Source organism: Roseateles asaccharophilus, from assembly GCF_004362405.1.
Taxonomy (GTDB): Bacteria; Pseudomonadota; Gammaproteobacteria; order Burkholderiales; family Burkholderiaceae_C; genus Kinneretia; species Kinneretia asaccharophila.
Window position 1 is genome coordinate 97,706 of record NZ_SNXE01000002.1, and the last position, 17,271, is coordinate 114,976.

The following is a 17,271-nucleotide window of genomic DNA, read 5'->3' on the forward strand; positions in this document are numbered from 1 at the left end:
AAGTACCCATCATGATCGATACCGAAAGCAGCATTGCCGAGGCCATCGCGGCCGCCCGTCCCGCGCCTCGACGTAGCCGTCAGGCCACCGTTCGCTGGGGCTCGCGCGTCGTCACCATCGGGGGTGATGCGCCTGTTCGCGTGCAGTCCATGACCAACACGGACACGGTGGATGTCATCGAGACGGCCATCCAGGTCAAGGAGTTGGCCGTCGCGGGTTCCGAGATGGTGCGCATCACGGTCAACACGCCCGAGGCCGCCGAGGCGGTGCCGCATCTGCGTGAGCAGCTCGATCGCATGGGCATCGATGTGCCTCTGGTGGGCGACTTCCACTACAACGGCCATCGCCTGCTCACCGAGTACCCGGCCATGGCCCAGGCCCTGTCCAAGTACCGCATCAACCCCGGCAATGTGGGCAAGGGCGACAAGAAGGACCGCCAGTTCGCCATGATGGTTGAAGCGGCGATGCAGTACGACAAGGTCGTGCGCATCGGTGTGAACTGGGGCAGCCTGGATCAGGAGCTGCTCGCGTCCATGATGGACGAGAACGCCAAGCGGGCCCAGCCCTGGGACGCGCAGCAGGTCATGTATCAGGCCCTGGTCCAGTCGGCGCTGAGCTCGGCCGAGTACGCCCGCGAGCTGGGCATGAACCCGGACAACATCATCATCAGCTGCAAGGTCAGCGGCGTGCAGGACCTGATCTCGGTCTACCGCGCCCTGGCCCAGCGCTGCGACTACGCCCTGCACCTGGGTCTGACCGAGGCCGGCATGGGCACCAAGGGCACGGTGGCCTCGGCCACGGCCCTGTCCATCCTGCTGCAGGAAGGCATTGGCGACACCATCCGTGTCTCGCTCACGCCCCAGCCCGGCGAGGCGCGCACCCAGGAGGTGGCCGTTGCGCTGGAGATTCTGCAGTCCCTGGGCCTGCGTGCCTTCAATCCCAGCGTGACCGCCTGTCCCGGCTGCGGCCGCACCACCAGCACCACCTTCCAGGAGCTGGCCAAGCAGATCGACGACTTCCTGCGCGCGCAGATGCCGGTCTGGCGCAGCAAGTATCCCGGCGTGGAGACCATGAAGGTGGCCGTGATGGGTTGCATCGTGAACGGCCCGGGCGAGAGCAAGCATGCCGATATCGGCATCAGCCTGCCCGGCACCGGCGAGGCGCCGGCCGCCCCCGTCTTCATTGACGGCCAGAAGGCCCTGACCCTGCGTGGCGACAACATTGCCGCCGAATTCCACGCCCTGGTCGAGAACTACATCGAGAAGCGCTTCGGCGCCGCCGCCTGAACCCCATGACTGAGCAGAAGAAGGTGCAGCCCCTGCAGGCTGTGAAGGGCATGAACGACATCCTGCCGCCGGACTCGGCGCGCTGGGAGTGGTTGGAGGGCAAGATGCGCAGCGTGTTGCAGCGCTACGGCTACCAGAATGTGCGCACGCCCATCGTCGAGCCCACGGCCCTGTTCGTGCGCGGCATCGGCGAGGTCACCGACATCGTCGAGAAGGAGATGTACGCCTTCGAGGACCGCGCCGACAAGCACGGCCAGGCCGAGCATCTGGCCCTGCGTCCCGAGATGACCGCGGGCGTGGTGCGCGCCATGATCGAGCACAGCTTTCTGCGCGACTCGGGCCGCCGCCTCTATTACTTCGGCCCCATGTTCCGCCGCGAGAAGCCGCAGAAGGGCCGCTACCGCCAGTTCCACCAGATGGGCGTGGAGGCCCTGGGCTTCAACGGCCCGGACGTGGACGCCGAGGTCATCCTGCTGGGCAGCCGTCTGCTGCGCGAGCTGGGCCTGAAGGACGGCGAGCATGTGCGCCTGGAGCTGAACTGCCTGGGCGCGCCCGAGGAGCGCCGCGCCCACCGCGAGGCTCTGATCGCCCATCTGGAGGCGCACAAGGACCTGCTGGACGAGGACAGCCAGCGCCGCATGTACAGCAACCCCCTGCGTGTGCTGGACACCAAGAACCCGGCCCTGCAGGACATGGCCAATGCGGCGCCGAAGCTGCTGGACTTTCTGGGCGAGGCGTCTCTCGCGCACTTCAACGGCGTGCGTGCCATCCTGGATGCGGCCGGCATCGCCTACACCATCAATCCGCGCCTGGTGCGTGGCCTGGACTACTACAACCTCACCGTGTTCGAGTGGGTGACCGACAAGCTCGGCTCGCAGGGCACGGTCTGTGGCGGCGGTCGCTACGACGGTCTGATCGAGCAGCTGGGCGGCAAGCCCACGCCGGCCGTGGGCTTTGGCATGGGCATGGAGCGCATGCTGCTGCTGCTGGAAGAGGTGGGTGTGGCCCCGGCCGCACCGGTGCCTGACGCCTATGCGGTCGTGCCCTCGGCCCAGGGTCTGCCCCAGGTCATGGTGGCGCTCGAAGCCCTGCGCGCCGCCGGCGTGAGCGTGGTGCTGCACCCAGGCCAGTCCAGCATGAAGTCGCAGTTCAAGAAGGCCGACGCCAGCGGCGCCGCCTATGCCCTGGTCTTTGGTGAGGACGAGCTGGCGCGCGGCGAGGTGGCCATCAAGCCGCTGCGCGACGCCAGCGCCTCCCAGATCAGCCGCAGCCTGGCCCTGGTGTCCGAATGGGCGGCCGAGCTGCTGCCGCGCAACGCATAATCGCGCATCTTCTCTTCAGCCCCTCAATCGAACAGTTCCGCAATGGCGTCTCATCTCGATCTCGAAGAACAGGAACAGCTGGACCAGCTGAAGGCCTTCTGGAAAAGCTACGGCAATCTCATCACCACCGTCATCACCCTGGGCCTGCTGGCATTCGCGGGCTGGAATGGCTGGAACTGGTGGCAGCGCGAGCAGGCCGTCAAGGCTGGCGCGATGTTCGAGGAGCTTGATCGCGCCGCCCAGGCCGGTGATGTCGACAAGGTCGGCCGTGCCTTCAGCGACCTGAAGGAACGTCATCCCGGGACCAGCTACGCGGCCCAGGGCGCCCTGCTGACGGCCAAGCTGCAGCAGGACAAGGGGCAGTCGGAGCCGGCACGTGCTGCCTTGAGCTGGGCGGTGGAAAAGGCCAGCGAAGCCGAATACCGGGACATCGCTCGTTTGCGTCTGGCGGCCCTGCAGATGGATGCCAAGCAGTACGACGAGGCCGCCAAGACCCTGGACGGGGTCAAGGGTGCCGACTTTGCGGCCCTGGTCGCTGATCGCCGTGGTGATCTGGCCCTGCTGCAGGGCAAGCCGGATGCAGCCAAGGCTGAATTCCTCAAGGCTTACAAGGGCCTGGACAAGGGCTTGGACTATCGGCGCCTGGTCGAGGCCAAGCTTGCCACCCTGGGCGTTGCGGCCCCTGAGGATGCCGCATCGGGAGTCGCACGATGAAGGCGCGTCTGAACACCCTGTTGCGGCCTGCTGCCGCCGCGCTCGTGCTGGCGGTGCTGAGCGGCTGCTCCCTGTTCAATTCCAGCAGTGGGCCCAAGCCGGCTGCTCTGGAGGCCCAGGTCAGTAGTGCGGGCCTGCGCCAGGTCTGGCAGGCGCGCGTGGACGGCGTGCAATTCCCCTTGTCGGTGGCGGCAACGGCTTCGCGCAGCTTTGTGGTGGCAGGCAGCGATGGCGCCGTGCAGGCCCTGGCGGCCGATACCGGCGCCCTGCTGTGGCGCGGTGAGGTGGGCGCCAAGCTGGCCGCCGGCGTGGGCAGTGATGGCCGTTTCGCGGCGGTGGTGACGCGCAACAACGAACTGGTCGTGCTGGACGCGGGCAAGCCCCTGTGGCGCAAGGCCCTGAACTCCACCGTGAGCACGGCTCCGCTGGTGGCCGGTGAGCGCGTCTTCGTGCTGACCGTGGACCGTCAGGTGCAGGCCTTCGACGCCGCCGATGGTCGCCGTTTGTGGGATCTGCGCCGCCCGGGTGATCCCTTGACGCTGTCGCAGCCCGGCGTGATCGCGGCCTACAAGGACACGCTGGTGGTGGGGCAGGGTGCGCGTCTGGCCGGCGTGGACCCTTTGCGCGGCACCCTGCGCTGGGAAGCCAATGTGGCCACGCCCCGCGGCACCAACGAGGTGGAGCGCCTGGCCGATCTGGTCGGCCCGCTGGCCCGCGTGGGTGACACCCTGTGCGCCCGCGCCTTCCAGTCTGCCGTGGGCTGCGTCAACGCCGAGCGTGGCGCCGCCCAGTGGAGTCGCAATACCGGCGGCACCCGCGGCGTTGCCGCCGATGTGCGGCAGGTCTACGGTGTTGACGCGTCGGACCGGATCACGGCTTGGAAGATCGCCAATGGCGATATCGTCTGGAGTGCCGAGCAGCTGACCAACCGTCGCCTCAGTGCGCCCCTGGCCACGGCCCGTGGCCTGCTGGTCGGCGACCTGGAGGGTTATGTGCATCTGCTCGCTGCCGACAGCGGCAAGACCCTGGCCCGTCTGCCCACCGACGGCTCGCCTGTGGCGGCCGCACCGGTGCAGCTGGACGGCGTGGTGCTGGTGGCCACCCGCAACGGCGGCCTCTTCGCGCTGCGCACCGACTGACCCCTTTTCTGTCCTTCAACGACAAGAACAATAAGATCTCGCCATGAAACCCGTCATCGCCCTGGTCGGCCGCCCCAACGTCGGCAAATCCACGCTTTTCAATCGGATGACCAAGAGCCGCGATGCGATCGTGGCGGATTTTGCTGGCCTGACCCGCGACCGCCACTACGGTGATGGCCGCCTGGGCAACCGCGAGTTCATCGTCATCGATACCGGTGGCTTCGAGCCCGACAGCAGCACCGGCATCGTCAAGGAGATGGCCAAGCAGACCCGCCAGGCCGTGGCCGAGGCGGATGCGGTCGTCTTCGTCGTCGATGTGCGCACCGGGCTTTCGGGCCAGGATCAGGACATCGCGCGCTATCTGCGCCAGGCCAACAAGCGCACCTTCCTGGCGGTCAACAAGGCCGAGGGCATGAGCGACTCGCCCCTGCTGGCCGAGTTCCATGAGCTGGGCATGGGCGAGCCCCACCCCATCTCGGCCGCACATGGCCAGGGTATCCGCAGCCTGCTGGAGGCGGTGCTGGAGCCCTTCGGCCCGGAAAGCGACGAGGAGCCGCCGCCGGAAGAGGAGGGCGTGATCCGCATCGCGGTGGCGGGCCGCCCCAATGTGGGCAAGAGCACCCTGATCAATACCTGGCTGGGTGAGGAGCGCCTGGTGGCCTTCGACATGCCGGGCACCACGCGCGATGCCATCAGCGTGGACTTCGAACGCCATGGCCAGAAGTTCAAGCTCATCGACACCGCTGGCCTGCGCCGCAAGGGCAAGGTCTTCGAGGCGATCGAGAAGTTCTCGGTGGTCAAGACTCTGCAAGCGATTGCCGACGCCCATGTGGTGCTGCTGCTGATCGACGCGACCCAGGGCGTGTCCGACCAGGATGCCCACATTGCCGGCTATGTGCTGGACAGCGGCCGCGCCGTGGTGGTGGCCATCAACAAATGGGACGCGATCGACAGCTATCAGCGCGAGCAGCTGGAACGCTCCATCGAGCACCGTCTGGCCTTCCTGAAGTTCGCGCCCCTGCACCGCATCTCGGCGCTCAAGCGCCAGGGCCTGGGTCCTCTGTGGAATGCCATGGCCGATGCCTATGCATCCGCCTTCAAGAAGATGACCACACCGGTGCTCACTCGACTGATCCAGGAAGCGGTGGACCACCAGCAGCCTAAGAAGCACGGGCTGTCGCGACCCAAGCTGCGCTATGCCCACCAGGGCGGCATGAATCCGCCCATCGTGGTCATCCACGGCACGGCGCTGGACGGCGTCACCGATGTCTACAAGCGCTATCTGGAGGGACGCATCCGCGCCCACTACAAGCTGGTGGGGACACCGTTGCGTATCGAATTGCGCTCCGCCAAGAATCCCTTCGCGGACAAGGACGCCTGAGCGCTGCCGTCATCGGGGCTTTCCCTGTGTTAAGGTGCAAGCCTTCCAACCTTTTACCCAAGCCCTCTCTCTAACACGGAGCATATCGTGAGCAACAAAGGACAACTCCTGCAAGACCCTTTCCTGAACCTGCTGCGCAAGGAGCATGTGCCGGTGTCGATCTACCTGGTCAATGGCATCAAGCTGCAAGGGCATATCGAGTCCTTCGATCAGTACGTCGTCTTGTTGCGCAATACCGTGACCCAGATGGTCTACAAGCACGCCATCTCGACGGTGGTGCCTGGTCGCGCCGTGAACTTCCATCCGGCTGACGGTAATAGCGGCGGCGACAGCGCCTGAACCCGCGTCAGCGTCAGCGCCATGGGGGCTATGGGCCCCCTCTGAACCCTTGAGTTCTACCTCCTCCCACCTCTCTAAGACGTCCGCGACGTCGCCAGACTCGGCGGCGCGCGCCATTCTTGTCGGTGTCGAGATCGGCCGCAGCGGCCATTTCGACCGCACGCTCGATGAATTGGCCTTGTTGGCCGAGTCTGCCGGCGACACGCCGGTGGCCCGCGTGATCGCGCGCCGCCAGGCCCCCGATGCCGCTCTGTTCGTCGGCTCGGGCAAGGCCGACGAGATCAAGCTGCTGGTGCAGGCGCACCAGGCCCACACTGTGCTTTTCGACCAGGCCATCTCCCCGGCTCAGCAGCGCAATCTTGAGCGCGTGCTGGGGGTGCCCGTGGCCGACCGCACCGCGCTCATCCTCGAGATCTTTGCCGCACGCGCCAAGAGCCATGAGGGCAAGCTGCAGGTGGAGCTGGCGCGGCTGCAGTATCTCGCCACGCGCCTAGTGCGGCGCTGGAGCCATCTGGAGCGTCAGAGCGGCGGTATCGGCATGCGTGGCGGCCCCGGCGAAGCCCAGATCGAGCTGGACCGCCGCATGATCGACGAGCGCATCAAGGCTACCAAGGAGCGGCTGAAGAAGGTGCAGCGTCAGCGCGGCACCCAGCGCCGCGCGCGCGAGCGCAACGAGGTCTTCAAGGTCTCCCTGGTGGGCTACACCAATGCCGGCAAGTCCACGCTCTTCAATGCCTTGGTGAAGGCCCGCAGTTACGCGGCCAACCAGCTCTTCGCCACCCTGGATACCACCACCCGTTCCATGTATCTGGAGGCGGCGGGCACCAGCATCTCCCTGTCCGACACCGTGGGTTTCATCCGCGATCTGCCGCACAAGCTGGTGGAGGCCTTTCGCGCCACCTTGCAGGAGGCGGCCGAGGCCGATCTGCTGCTGCATGTGGTGGATGCGGCCAGCCCGGTGCTGGACGAACAGATGATCGAGGTGGAGCGGGTGCTGGAGGAGATCGGCGCCGCCGGCATTCCCCAGATCCTGGTCTACAACAAGCTGGACGCACTGGAAGACAGTCAGCGTCCGCGCGGCTTGGTGGACAGCTTGGAGCGCCCCGGAGCAGGTCCGCGGGTTCCGCGCGTCTTTGTCAGTGCCCTCACGGGGGAGGGCCTGGATCTTTTGCGTGAACAGATTGTCCAGGCGATGCAGGCCCATGGCTTGAACGATCTGGAGTCGGCCCCATTTGCCCACAACTTGAATGACAGGCATGAGCATGAACAACACTGAGTCCGCTGCACGGCCCTGGCGACGTCTGGCCGGCCGCCTGCTAATGAGCAATGGCCGCAACGACGGTCCGCCCGATCTGGACGAGCTCTGGCGCGATTTCAACCGCAAGCTCTCCGGCCTGTTTGGTGGCAAGGATGGTGGCGGTCAGCCTCCGCAGGGTGGCAATGGCCACAACGGCGGGGGGAACAATAATTTTCAGCCCGATATGAAGAGCGCCGGCATCGGCGCCGGCCTGATCGCCGGCGTCGTGGTGCTGGGCTGGCTGGGAAGCGGCTTCTACATCGTGCAGGAAGGCCACCAAGCCGTGGTGACCTCCTTCGGCAAGTACAGCAAGACCGTGGATGCCGGCTTCCAGTGGCGCCTGCCGTATCCCTTCCAGGCCAATGAAATCGTTCCCTTCACTCAGCTGCGCTCGGTGGAAGTGGGGCGCAACTCGGTCGTCGCTGCCACGGGCCTGCGAGACTCTTCCATGCTCACGCTGGATGAGAACATCGTGGACATCCGTTTCACGGTGCAGTACCGGCTCAAGGATGCGCGGGAGTACCTCTTCGAGAACCGCAGTCCCGACGAGGCCGTGATCCAGGCTGCCGAGTCGGCCGTGCGCGAGATCGTGGGCAAGAGCAAGATGGACTCGGTGCTGTATGAGCAGCGCGATGCCATCGCTGCCGATCTGGTGAAGTCGGTGCAGGTGCAGTTGGACCGCCTGAAGGCTGGCATCGTCATTGCCAATGTCAATGTGCAGAACGTGCAGGCACCGGAACAGGTGCAGGCGGCGTTTGACGACGCGTTCAAGGCGGGCGCCGACCGGGAGCGACTCAAGAACGAGGGTCAGGCCTATGCCAACGAGGTGATCCCCAAGGCGCAGGGCACGTCCGCGCGCCTGCGTGAGGAGGCCGAGGGCTACAAGTCCCGCGTAGTGGCGCAGGCCGAGGGTGATGCGCAGCGCTTCAAGAGCGTGCTGGCCGAGTACCAGAAGGCGCCGGGCGTCACGCGCGACCGCCTCTATATCGAGACCATGCAGCAGGTCTACAGCAATGTCAGCAAGGTCATGGTCGAGAGCCGCAGCGGTTCCAATCTGCTTTATCTGCCGCTGGACAAGCTGCTGCAGCAGTCGGGCAGCAGCGTGACCGCCAGTCCGCCGGTGCCTGCGGCCCTGCCTGAGGCGGCCGCCGCACCCGGCAGCAATCTGGATGTGCGTTCGCGCGATGGTTTGCGCGGACGTGATCGCGACGGTCGTTGATGGCGAGCTGAGGAGAACTACAAGATGAATCGCATTGCATCCATCGCTGTCGGCGCTCTGATCGCCTTCATGGCGGCCAGTTCCACGCTCTTTATCGTGGACCAGCGGCAGTTCGCCGTGATCTACGCCCTGGGCGAGATCAAGGAAGTGGTGACCGAGCCCGGCCTGAAATTCAAGCTGCCGCCGCCGTTCCAGAACGTCGTGTTCCTGGATCGCCGCATGCAGACCCTGGACAGCCCGGAGTCCCGTGCCATCTTCACCGCCGAGAAGAAGAGCCTCGTGATCGACTGGCTCGTTAAATGGCGTGTTACCGATCCGCGCCAGTTCATCCGCAACAGCGGTACCGATATGCGCAATGTCGAGAACCGGCTGAGCCCCATCGTGCAAGCGGCCTTCAATGAGGAGGTGACCAAGCGCACCGTGACCTCGGTGCTGGCCACCGAGCGCGACAAGGTGATGAACGATGTGCGCAAGCGCCTTGAGGACGAGGCCAAGCAGTTCGGTATCGAGGTGGTGGACGTGCGTATCAAGCGCGTCGACTTCTCGGCCAACATCACCGACTCGGTCTACCGCCGCATGGAATCCGAGCGCAAGCGCGTGGCGGCCGAGGCTCGCTCCACCGGTTCGGCCGAGAGCGAGAAGATCCGTGCCGATGCCGATCGCCAGCGGGAGGTGATCGTGGCCGAGGCCTATCGTGATGCGCAGAAGATCAAGGGTGAGGGCGACGCCAAGGCTTCGGCCCTGTATGCCGAGGCTTTCGGCCGCGATCCTCAGTTCGCACAGTTCTACCGTTCGCTGGAGGCCTATCGCGCCACGTGGCGGAACAAGTCGGATGTGATGGTCGTCGACCCCAGCAGTGACTTCTTCAAGGCCATGCGCGGCGGCGGACCGGCCGCTCCGGCCAAGAGCGGCAAGTAAGCGGGCGCCCAGCCTCCGGCCATGGGTGACACCCTGCTGGCGGCGCTGGCCCTGATGCTGGTGGTGGAAGGGCTGATGCCCTTTCTCAATCCGCAGGGCTGGCGCCAGGTCTTCAGCCGCCTGCTGGCCATGAGTGATGGCCAGATTCGCTTTATCGGTCTGGCCAGCCTGCTGGCGGGTCTGGCCTTGCTGGCTGCCCTCTGGGGTTGAGCATCCCGCAGCCCGCTCAGAGGGCGGGGCACCGGCTTTAAGCGGCCGATGCGCTCGGGCATTGGCGCGCCGTTGCGCGAGCCCGGTACAATGCCGTTTTTAACTGCGCCCCTCAAGCCCATGTCCTCTGCTTGGCTCCTGCCAGAGCACATTGCTGACGTCCTGCCGTCCCAGGCGCGCCGCATCGAAGAGTTGCGCCGCGACATGCTAGACATGGCGCGCAGCTACGGTTGCGAGCTGGTGATGCCGCCGCTGCTGGAGCATCTGGACTCCCTGCTGTCGGGCACTGGCCGCGAACTCGATCTCAAGACTTTCAAGCTGGTGGATCAGCTCTCAGGCCGCTCTCTGGGCCTGCGCGCCGACACCACGCCACAGGTCGCGCGCATCGATGCACACCTGCTGAACCGTGCCGGCGTGACCCGTCTGTGCTATTGCGGCCCGGTGCTGCATACCCGACCGGATGGCCTGCACGCGACCCGCGAGCCTCTGCAGTTCGGCGTGGAGATCTACGGTCATGCAGGGCTGGAAGCCGATCTGGAGGTGCAGGAGCTGGCGCTGGACGCGCTGCGTCGTGCGGGTCTGAGCGATGTCGCGATCGACCTGGGCGATGCCCGTCTGGTGCAGGGTGTGCTGGGCGAGCTCCGTCCTCCCGCCGAAACGCTGGCCGCGATCGTCAGTGCCTTGGCGGCCAAGGACCCGGTGGCTCTCACCGCGGCCAGCAATGGCCTGCCTGCCGAAGCGATGGCGGGCCTGCATGCCCTGCTGGGGCTTTATGGTGGCACCGAGGTGCTGGCCCAGGCGCGCGAGCGCCTGCCGCGCAATGCGGTGGTGACCGCGGCCCTGGACGATCTGCAGTGGCTGGCCAGCCATCTGCAGCAGGTCCACCCCGAGGTGGCTCTGGGTTTTGATTTGGCCGATCTGCGCGGCTATGCCTATTACAGCGGCGTGCGCTTCGCGATCTATGCCGCCGGCTCCAGTGATGCCGTGCTGCGTGGCGGCCGCTATGACGAGGTGGGGGCGGTGTTCGGCCGTCGTCGCCCCGCCGTGGGCTTCAGTCTGGACCTCAAGGCCTTGGTGCAGCTGAGTCCGGCCACGCCCCTGCGTGCCGCGGTGCGCGCCCCCTGGGGCGAGGATGCGGGACTGCGGGCGGCGATCCGCCGCCTGCGCGAGCAGGGTGAGACCGTGGTGTGCGTGCTGCCCGGGCACGAGCACGAGGGCGATGAGTTCGACTGCGACCGCGAGCTGGTTCGCATCGAGTCCCAATGGGTGCTGCGCGCGCTCTGAGTGCGCCGCGTCGCCAAACATACTTTTAACGAATCGAGCAAATTCATCATGCATAGCGAAATTGCGCGCGGCCGGAATGTGGTGGTTGTCGGCACCCAGTGGGGTGACGAGGGCAAGGGCAAGGTGGTGGACTGGATGACGCCCCACGCGCAGGGCGTGGTGCGTTTCCAGGGCGGTCACAATGCCGGCCACACCCTGGTGATCAAGGGCGTGAAAACCGCGCTGCAGCTGATTCCCTCGGGCATCATGCGCGACGGCGTGGCCTGCTATATCGGCAACGGCGTGGTGCTGGACCCCACCCATCTGCTGGGCGAGATTGAGCGCCTGGAGAAGGCCGGCGTGGAAGTGCGCTCGCGCCTCTTCATCTCCGAGTCCTGCCCGCTGATCCTGCCCTTCCATGTGGCCGTGGACAAGGCGCGTGAGGCCCTGCGCGAGACCAGCGGCAACGGCAAGATCGGCACCACCGGCAAGGGCATCGGCCCGGCCTATGAAGACAAGGTGGCCCGCCGTGCCCTGCGCGTTCAGGATCTGAAGCATCCCGAGCGCTTCGCCAAGAAGCTCAAGGAACTGCTGGAGCTGCACAACTTTGCGCTGTGCGGCTATCTGAAGTGCGGCGCCCTGGAGTTCCAGCCCATCTTCGACCAGGCCATGAAGCTGGCTGAGGCCATCAAGCCCATGATGGCGGACGTGGGCTATATGCTGCACAAGGCCCATCTGGCCGGCCAGAACATCCTGTTCGAGGGTGCTCAGGGCACCCTGCTGGACATCGATCACGGCACCTACCCCTACGTTACATCCAGCAACTGCGTGGCAGGCAATGCTGCCGCCGGCGCTGGTGTTGGCCCGCAGATGCTGCACTACATGCTGGGCATCACCAAGGCCTACACTACCCGCGTGGGCTCCGGTCCCTTCCCGACCGAGCTGGAGTGGGAGAAGGAAGGCACGGTGGGTTACCACCTGTCCACCGTGGGCCAGGAGAAGGGCACCGTGACCGGCCGCGCCCGCCGCTGCGGCTGGCTGGATGCCGCCGCGCTCAAGCGCTCCATCATCATCAACGGCATCACCGGCCTGTGCATGACCAAGCTGGACGTGCTGGACGGCCTGGCTGAGGTGCAGATGTGCGTGGGCTACGAGCTCAATGGCAAGACCATCGACATCCTGCCGCTGGATGCCGACGAGATCAGTGCCTGCAAGCCCATCTACGAAACGTTCCCGGGCTGGACCGAGACCACGGCCGGCATCACCGAGTGGGACAAGCTGCCCCTGAATGCCCGCCGCTATCTGGAACGCGTGCAGGAGGTGGCGGGGACGCCCATCGCCATGGTCTCCACCGGCCCCGACCGCGACCACACCATTCTGCTCAAGCATCCCTTCCAGGCCTGAGGGCCTGAAGGTATAGACGCTCGAGCCCCATCACCTATTCCAACGAGGAGCCCCACCCATGTTGACCGACGACGGCAAGCATCTGTACGTGTCCTGGGACGAGTACCACCTGCTGACCGAGCGCCTGGCGCTCAAGGTCTACAACTCCGGCTGGGAGTTTGACCAGATCCTGTGCCTGGCCCGCGGCGGCATGCGCCCGGGCGATGTGCTCTCGCGTGTGTTCGACAAGCCGCTGGGCATCATGTCCACCAGCTCTTACCGCGCCGAGGCCGGCACCATCCAGGGCCGTCTGGACATCGCCAAGTACATCACCATGCCCAAGGGCGAGCTGGCCGGCCGCGTGCTGCTGGTCGATGACCTGGCCGATTCGGGCGTGACGCTCAAGGCCGTGGTGGAGCGCCTGCGCGGCATGCCTGCCATCAGCGAGCTGCGCTCGGCCGTGATCTGGACCAAGGGCGTGTCGACGTACACGCCGGACTACTACGTCGAGATGCTGGAGACCAGTCCCTGGATCCACCAGCCTTTCGAGGAGTACGACAGCCTGCGGCCCGACGCCCTAGCCAAGAAGTTCGCGGTCTGATCGCGACGCAGGCCGCTAGCGCGATGCCTTTTTGCAAAGCCGGTTCAGCCTCGCGCCGAGCCGGCTTTGTTGTATCTGGCGCAGCAGGTGCCCGCAATGCGTTTGGAGAAATGAAAAAGGCCAGCACAATGTGCTGGCCTTCGGCATTTGGTGCCCAGGAGAGGACTCGAACCTCCACGGAGTTACCCGCTAGTACCTGAAACTAGTGCGTCTACCAATTCCGCCACCTGGGCAAGTGACCAAAGACTTGAAAAGTCGTTGGCGTTTCAGGAAAGCTAGGATTCTATCATCAAAAAATTCAAATCCGCAAGTGAGGCGGCCCAGGGGGCTGCGACGGTCTTGAGTGAAGTCGAGGGCCGGGTGCAAGGGCACCGTGACGGCCACGGTTTCCTCACGCCCGATGACGGGCAGTTGGACATCTACCTCTCCGCGCAGGAGATGCAGGCGGTCATGCACGGGGACCGTCTGCGTGTGCGCGTGCTGCGCTTCGACAAGCGCGGCCGCCCCGAGGGCAAGGTGCTGGAGATTCTCGAGCGCAAGAAGCGGCCCATCATCGGCCGCCTGCTGCTGGAGTCCGGTGTCTGGCTGGTGGCACCCGAGGACAAGCGCATGGGTCAGGACATCCTGATCCCCAAGAACGGCATCGCCAATGCCACGGCCGGCCAGGTGGTGGCTGTGGAGCTGACCGAGCCGCCCTCGCTGTACTCTCAGCCTGTGGGGCGTGTGGTTGAGGTGTTGGGCGAGATCGACGACCCCGGCATGGAGATCGAGATCGCGGTGCGCAAGTACGAGGTGCCGCACCGCTTCAGCGCCGAGACCCTGGCCCAGGCCGCCAAGCTGCCCGACAAGCTGCGCGCCGCCGACCTCAAGCAGCGCATCGATCTGCGCGATGTGGCCCTGGTCACCATCGACGGCGAGGATGCGCGCGACTTCGACGATGCGGTCTACTGCGAGCCCCACAAGCAGGGCCGTGGCAAGAACGCCTTCAGCGGCTGGCGTCTGCTGGTGGCCATTGCCGATGTGAGCCACTACGTGAAGCCCGGCGAGCCTCTCGATGCCGATGCCTATGAGCGGGCCACCTCGGTCTACTTCCCGCGCCGCGTGATCCCCATGCTGCCGGAGAAGCTCTCCAACGGCCTGTGCTCGCTGAACCCGGAGCAGGACCGCCTGGCCATGGTCTGCGACATGCTGATCGACGCCGAGGGCGAGACCCGTGCCTACCAGTTCTACCCGGCCGTGATCTGCTCGCATGCGCGCCTGACCTATACCGAGGTGGCCGCCGTGCTGGGCAATACCCATGGTCCCGAGGCCGCCAAGCGCCGCGAGTTGGTGCCGCATCTGCTGCATCTGCACGAGGTCTACCGTGCCCTACTGGCACAGCGCGCCAAGCGCGGCGCGGTGGACTTTGAAACCACCGAGACCCAGATCATCTGCGACGACAACGGCAAGATCGAGAAGATCGTGCCGCGCACCCGCAACGAGGCCCACCGCCTGATTGAGGAGGCCATGCTGGCCGCCAATGTCTGCGCGGCCGACTTCATTGCCGGGGCCAAGCAGTCCTCGCTGTTCCGCGTGCACGAAGGCCCCACGCCCGAGAAGCGCGCGGCCCTGCAGGCCTATCTGCGCGCCCTGGGCCTGGGGCTGGGCATCAGCGACGATCCCTCTCCTGGCGAGTTCCAGGCCATTGCCGCGGCCACCAAGGACCGGCCGGATGCGCAGCAGATCCACCAGATGCTGCTGCGCTCCATGCAGCAGGCCATCTACACCGGCGCTAACTCCGGCCACTTCGGTCTGGCCTACCCGGCCTACACCCACTTCACCAGCCCCATACGCCGCTATCCGGACCTGCTGGTGCATCGGGTCATCAAGGCCATGCTGGGCGGCAAGCGCTATCTGCTGGATGCCGCCAAGATGGAGGTGCCCGAGCCGCCACGCCGACCCGGCCGCGCCAAGCCCATCAACCCCGCCCAGGCCAGCACCGAGCCCGAGCGCTGGGAGGTGGTGGGTGCGCATTGCAGCGCCAACGAGCGCCGGGCCGACGAGGCCTCGCGCGATGTGGAAGCCTGGCTCAAGTGCCGCTATATGCGCGAGCACCTGGGCGAGGAGTTCAGTGGCGTTGTCAGCGCGGTGACGAGTTTCGGCCTCTTCGTGCAGCTGGATGCGCTCTACGTCGAGGGCCTGGTTCACATCACCGAGCTGGGTGGCGAGTACTTCCGTTTCGACGAGGTGCGCCAGGAATTGCGCGGCGAGCGCACCGGCATCCGTTATGCCACGGGCGCGCGAGTGCATGTGCAGGTCAGCCGGGTGGACCTGGATGGCCGCCGCATCGACTTCCGTCTGGTGCCTGAGAGTGGCGAGGCTCGCCTGTTGTCACGCGCTCTGCGGGACAAGCAGGGCGGGGGTGAATCGCCGCGCAGCCGGCCTGCACCGCCGGCGAGCGCTGTAGAGGCGCTGGCTCAGGTGCAGCGCCAGGATCGTGAGCTCAAGGCCGGGCGTCGCAAGGCTGCCAGTCCCAAGAGCCGGCCGTCGAAGACCGGCCCATCGGCGGGGCAAGGCAAGGCGCTCGGGGCGGCGGGCAAGCGAGGCGGGCCCAAGACCGAGGCGCCGCGCGGCAAGCGGCGCTGAGTCCGGCAGTCTCCTCGGGAGAGGGGGCTCAGTCCGGCACCTGCGGGTGCAGGCGGAGCATGCGTTCAATGAGCTCCGCCGCCCGCAGCGGCCCGCCTTCGGCACCCGAAGCTGCAGCCCCATGCCAGTAGACCGCCGCGCAGGCCAGGGTGTGGAGGGCCTCGTGCTGGGGGTGTTTGTGCGGCAACTGGGGCGGTAGCTGGGCCCAGAGTCCTCCGAGCCAGCCGGCCAGGACATCCCCGGTGCCTGCGCTGGCCAGGCGGCCGTTGCCACTGCTGTTGATGGCGCAGACGCTGCCGGGGCTGGCGATCACGCTCCCCGAGCCCTTGAGCACCACGCAGCAAGCCAAGTCCATAGCCAGCGCCTGGGCGGCGCCCAGACGATCTGCCTGCACTTCCTGGCTGCAGGATCCCAGCAGGCGTGCTGCTTCCAGGGGATGTGGTGTCAGCACAGTCGCCAGTCCCTGGGCGGCGCGGGCGCGCAACAGGCTGCGCAAGTCGGCCTCGGCTGCCAATGCGTTGAGGGCGTCGGCATCCAGAACCAGACGGCTTGCGTGTGCCAGCAGCTGGGGCAGGACCCGGGCCATCAGCAATGCGCCGCCGCAGCCCGCCACCACGGTGTGCTGGGCCCAGCTCGCGGGCTCGGCGAGTTGGGCCTCGTGCCAGTGCATCAGTTCCGGGCGCCCGAGGGGTGAGTCCGTCTTGGCCTCCAGCAGGCCGACGTAGACCCGGCCCGCACCGGCCGCCAGGGCGGCTTGCGAGGCGAGCTGCGCCGCACCGCGCATCCCTGGCGCGCCGCCGATCACGAGCACATCACCCCAGGAACCCTTGTGGCTGGCGTGCCCGCGCGGCCCCAGCAGGGCTTGCCACTCGCGCAAGGCCTGGGCGCCCAGCAGCCAGGCGCTGGGCGCGTGCGGGCTGGGGTGTGCCAGATCATCCCACCAGATGTCGCCTGACAGCGCACGCCCCTGGGCCGTGAACAGGCCGGGCTTCAGGGTCAGGAGGGACAGGCAATGCTGGGCCTTCACCGCGGCACCGGCACAGCTGCCGTGCTGGCCATCAAGGCCGCTGGGCAGGTCGATGGCAAGCACCGGTGCACGCTGCCGGTTGATCAGGGCGATGGCCTCGGCCAGCCAGCCGGTGGGCGCACGCGCGGCGCCCAGTCCGAGCAGGCCGTCGATGACCAGGTCGGCATCCAGGGTCTGTGGCAGGCTGTGCTGCGGGCTCAGGCCGGCCTGCCGGGCTTCTTCCAGCGCCCAGGCGGCATCGGCCGGGCGTGAGTGCCCGGCGTCTGCGGCCTGCGGCGCCATCCAGAGCTGCACCAAGCGCCCCTGCCTGGCGAGATGCTGGGCGGCAAGCAGGGCATCTCCCCCGTTATTGCCCGGGCCGCAGAACAGTGCGATGCGCCTGGCGGCGGGATACAGGGCCAGTGCCAGCTTGGCCACGGCCAAGCCCGCGCGCGCCATCAGGGCGTGTGGCGGCGTGAGCGCCAGGGCCTCGGACTCCCAGGCCCGGCTGGCAGCCAGGCCGTGCAGGGGCAGATGGATCGACGAGGGCAGGATGCGGCGCATGGCC

General features: G+C 66.7%; 15 protein-coding genes and 1 tRNA gene. 14 read left to right on the forward strand and 2 right to left on the reverse strand.

The window, feature by feature from the left end; genetic code table 11:
* Positions 1-11: 11 nt before the first annotated feature.
* The 13 genes from ispG (at position 12) to DFR39_RS05305 (ending at position 13,072) form a co-directional block, all read left to right on the forward strand.
* Positions 12-1,286: a flavodoxin-dependent (E)-4-hydroxy-3-methylbut-2-enyl-diphosphate synthase gene (ispG, locus tag DFR39_RS05245; RefSeq protein ID WP_133602503.1), complete on the forward strand. Its 1,275-nt coding sequence runs from the start codon at positions 12-14 to the stop codon at positions 1,284-1,286.
* A 5-nt stretch (positions 1,287-1,291) separates the two neighbouring features.
* Positions 1,292-2,608: a histidine--tRNA ligase gene (gene hisS, locus DFR39_RS05250; protein WP_133602504.1), complete on the forward strand. Its 1,317-nt coding sequence runs from the start codon at positions 1,292-1,294 to the stop codon at positions 2,606-2,608.
* A gap of 42 nt (positions 2,609-2,650) precedes the next feature.
* Entirely contained in the window at positions 2,651-3,322 is a 672-nt protein-coding gene (locus DFR39_RS05255) for a YfgM family protein (RefSeq protein ID WP_133602505.1), read from the forward strand.
* Positions 3,319-4,461, forward strand: coding sequence for an outer membrane protein assembly factor BamB (gene bamB, locus DFR39_RS05260; RefSeq protein WP_133602506.1), 1,143 nt, complete (start codon positions 3,319-3,321; stop codon positions 4,459-4,461). The genes DFR39_RS05255 and bamB overlap by 4 nt, the downstream gene beginning before the upstream one ends.
* 43 nt (positions 4,462-4,504) lie before the next feature.
* Positions 4,505-5,842: a ribosome biogenesis GTPase Der gene (der, locus tag DFR39_RS05265; RefSeq protein WP_133602507.1), complete on the forward strand. Its 1,338-nt coding sequence runs from the start codon at positions 4,505-4,507 to the stop codon at positions 5,840-5,842.
* An 87-nt stretch (positions 5,843-5,929) separates the two neighbouring features.
* Positions 5,930-6,181 (forward strand): RNA chaperone Hfq, encoded by a 252-nt coding sequence (hfq, locus tag DFR39_RS05270; protein WP_133602508.1) that lies wholly within the window; start codon positions 5,930-5,932, stop codon positions 6,179-6,181.
* A gap of 115 nt (positions 6,182-6,296) precedes the next feature.
* On the forward strand, positions 6,297-7,457 hold the full coding sequence (gene hflX / locus DFR39_RS05275) for a GTPase HflX (RefSeq protein WP_133602965.1): 1,161 nt from the start codon (positions 6,297-6,299) through the stop codon (positions 7,455-7,457).
* Entirely contained in the window at positions 7,444-8,697 is a 1,254-nt protein-coding gene (gene hflK / locus DFR39_RS05280; protein ID WP_409846153.1) for an FtsH protease activity modulator HflK, read from the forward strand. The genes hflX and hflK overlap by 14 nt, the downstream gene beginning before the upstream one ends.
* 24 nt (positions 8,698-8,721) lie before the next feature.
* Entirely contained in the window at positions 8,722-9,615 is an 894-nt protein-coding gene (hflC, locus tag DFR39_RS05285) for a protease modulator HflC (RefSeq protein WP_133602510.1), read from the forward strand.
* A gap of 21 nt (positions 9,616-9,636) precedes the next feature.
* Entirely contained in the window at positions 9,637-9,825 is a 189-nt protein-coding gene (locus DFR39_RS05290; RefSeq protein WP_133602511.1) for a DUF2065 domain-containing protein, read from the forward strand.
* Positions 9,826-9,945: 120 nt separating this feature from the next.
* On the forward strand, positions 9,946-11,109 hold the full coding sequence (locus DFR39_RS05295; RefSeq protein WP_133602512.1) for an ATP phosphoribosyltransferase regulatory subunit: 1,164 nt from the start codon (positions 9,946-9,948) through the stop codon (positions 11,107-11,109).
* 48 nt (positions 11,110-11,157) lie between these two features.
* On the forward strand, positions 11,158-12,492 hold the full coding sequence (locus tag DFR39_RS05300) for an adenylosuccinate synthase (protein WP_133602513.1): 1,335 nt from the start codon (positions 11,158-11,160) through the stop codon (positions 12,490-12,492).
* Between the two features lie 58 nt (positions 12,493-12,550).
* Positions 12,551-13,072 carry a phosphoribosyltransferase gene (locus tag DFR39_RS05305; RefSeq protein WP_133602514.1) on the forward strand — a complete coding sequence of 174 codons (522 nt, stop codon included), beginning with the start codon at positions 12,551-12,553 and terminating at the stop codon, positions 13,070-13,072.
* Positions 13,073-13,220: 148 nt separating this feature from the next.
* Here the strand turns inward: DFR39_RS05305 and DFR39_RS05310 are convergent.
* Positions 13,221-13,305, reverse strand: a tRNA-Leu gene (locus DFR39_RS05310).
* 106 nt (positions 13,306-13,411) lie between these two features.
* Between DFR39_RS05310 and rnr the strand changes: the two genes are divergently transcribed.
* Positions 13,412-15,697 carry a ribonuclease R gene (gene rnr, locus DFR39_RS05315; RefSeq protein ID WP_133602515.1) on the forward strand — a complete coding sequence of 762 codons (2,286 nt, stop codon included), beginning with the start codon at positions 13,412-13,414 and terminating at the stop codon, positions 15,695-15,697.
* Positions 15,698-15,725: 28 nt separating this feature from the next.
* Here the strand turns inward: rnr and DFR39_RS05320 are convergent, their stop codons facing one another.
* Positions 15,726-17,267, reverse strand: a complete 1,542-nt coding sequence (locus DFR39_RS05320) for an NAD(P)H-hydrate dehydratase (protein WP_133602516.1) — start codon at positions 17,265-17,267, stop codon at positions 15,726-15,728.
* Between the last annotated feature and the right edge of the window lie 4 nt (positions 17,268-17,271).